This window comes from Streptomyces carpinensis (assembly GCF_002154505.1).
In the GTDB taxonomy this organism is placed as follows: domain Bacteria; phylum Actinomycetota; class Actinomycetes; order Streptomycetales; family Streptomycetaceae; genus Streptomyces; species Streptomyces carpinensis.
The window spans coordinates 1-2,240 of sequence record NZ_MUBM01000335.1 but is presented as its reverse complement, the minus strand read 5'-3'; the positions used below and the strand labels follow the sequence as shown (position 1 = coordinate 2,240).

The window sequence follows — 2,240 nt, the reverse complement described above, 5'->3', positions numbered from 1 at the left end:
CCTCACGACCACGCCCCCGCCCGACGCCCCCTTCACCCTCGACGACCTCGAAGCCCTCACTCGGGACACCGCTCAGCGCGCCCGCGCCCTCACCGCCGGGCACACCGCCTCCCTCACCTGCGCCCCGCTCGACGACGCCGTACGCCTCGTCGCGAGCGGGGTCGGCGAGCACTGGTTCCACCAACTCGTACGCGCCACCGGCCTGCCCCCACTCGACTTCGCCCTCCTGGTCCGCGCCCAGCGCCACGGAGGCCCCGCCGGCGTCGCCGTCGCCCGCGCGCCCCTCACGCCCGACGCCACTGCCATGGCCGCCGCCCGCGCCGCCCTCTGCGACCCCGACAACGCCGAGTCCGGGGACGACACCGCGAGCACCCTGCGTATACGCGTCTGGCGCAACCGTCTCACCGCCGATGACGAGGGCGTCCAGATCCGCCTCGGCCCCGACGGCCGATGGCATCCCTACACCCGGGAAGGCAGCGGCTCCGCCACTCAATGGTGGCCCTGCGCCCCCGCCACAGCCGACCCCGTCGCCGCTCTCGTCGCGGCCCGCACCGCCGCTGCGCGGCTGACGGATTAGGCTGGCCGGGCGCCGGAAGGAGGACACGATGACGACCGCATGGGACGCGCTCCCGCCCTGGATGCTGCCGCCTCGGCCGAGTGGTTGGGAGGCCGATGACCTCGACAACGCGCCCGACCTCCCCCGGCACACTGAGCTGATCGATGGAGCGCTGATCTTCATGATGTCCCCTCAGCGGTCCTGGCACGCGCGCGTCGTCACCCGGCTTACGACCGCACTGGACGATCAAGCTCCCGAGGGATTCGAGATCGACCGGCGGCGTGCCACGCTTCCCCGATCAGGAGACCGACCAGGACGCTCGCTGGACACCTGGCCGCCTACCGGCACCGAGAGACCTCGACCGCCAGGTCGCCACCCCTGACGAGACAGGCGAGGTCACCGCGCTGGCAAAGGCCCGGCGGAAGGAACGCGGCCGCAAGCGTGCCCTCGACCGCTCCCGTCGGGCCTCCAACCCCAGCCAGTACGGGCCGTCGAAACGCCAGCAGGCCCGTGCCGAACGACGAGCGGCCGCAGGCCTGCCCGCACGCGCCGTCCAGTCGCCTGGCGGTGCCCGGGTCTCCAACAAGGCCGGTATACCGAAGCAGGCGTACCGGCGCGACACCCTGTCATCCGGCTACCGCCTCAACCGGGCCCGCCTCGCCGAAGCCGCCGCCACCGCGGCCGCGGCGAAAGACCACCGCGCCAGGCGGATAGCGGCAGACATCGTCGCCGACCACGGCGCGAACCTCACCATCGAGGATTGCGATATCCGCACCTGGTACCGACGGTGGGGTAAAGCCCTCCAGGCCACCACACCCGGACGACTCATCGCCGCGATCGGCCGCGAGTGCGAGAAAGTCGGCGGGCGGGTGCTCCGCGCGTCCACGTTCACCACGAAACTGTCCCAGACCTGCTTCTGCGGCGCGACGGTCACCAAAACCCTCGCCGACCGGATCCACGTCTGCACCTCGTGCGGGCTGACCGGCGATCGGGACGCGGTCTCCGGGGCCCTCTGCGCCCACGTACGCCTCGACGACCCGGACGACCCCAGCACCGCGCGCCTTGACAAAGTCCAAGCGCGCCACACACAGATCGTTTTCGAACAAGGGCTGCAAGAAGCCCTGTCGAGTCAACCACAGCGCGGTGCCCGCCCCGCCCGGGGCCGCACCCACGCCGCAGCCCCCAACCCAGAACACCTGGATCAGGGGCCTCTGCTCGACAAAATGCCATCGCCCGGTACCGGACCCACCCCGAATGAGACCCGACCCGCGAATGCGCGGCACAAAATCCACGCCGGAGCAGCCGGCTGTACGGACAGCCCGCCACCCAGGTGTGCCAGATCCGTGCAGACATCGGGCGGACATCACTCCATTACGTGATGACTCTTAAGCGCCTCGATCTTCCCTGCGACAACAGGGCGAAAAAACGAGTACATAAACAGAACGGCGGTGGCTCAGGAGTCGGCACCCGACTCCTGCGTGGGCAGCGCGGGCCAGGGGGCCTGGCGCGCGCAGGTCGGCACGGATGGCCTGGGTGAGCCTTGTGGTGTCGTAGTGGTTCAGCAAGGCGCCGATGGCGGCGCCGACCATGAAGGGCGTCAGCGTGGGGATCTTGCGGACGGCGAGGGTGAGCAGCCGTCGGCGCAGCTCCTTCCTCAGTCGGGCGCTGAGCATGAGACTGACCG

The 2,240-nt window shown here is 70.8% G+C and carries 1 protein-coding gene and 2 pseudogenes; 2 read left to right on the top strand and 1 reads right to left on the bottom strand.

Features of this window, described 5'->3' with window-relative positions; genetic code table 11:
* Positions 1-577 (top strand): annotated as a pseudogene (locus tag BZY54_RS51205) (SWIM zinc finger family protein); the annotation flags it as partial.
* 260 nt (positions 578-837) lie between these two features.
* Complete coding sequence (locus BZY54_RS51200) at positions 838-1,935, top strand: zinc ribbon domain-containing protein (RefSeq protein ID WP_158103973.1); 1,098 nt, start codon at positions 838-840, stop codon at positions 1,933-1,935.
* A gap of 6 nt (positions 1,936-1,941) precedes the next feature.
* Here BZY54_RS51200 and BZY54_RS52465 read toward each other — a convergent pair.
* Positions 1,942-2,240 (bottom strand): annotated as a pseudogene (locus tag BZY54_RS52465) (hypothetical protein); the annotation flags it as partial.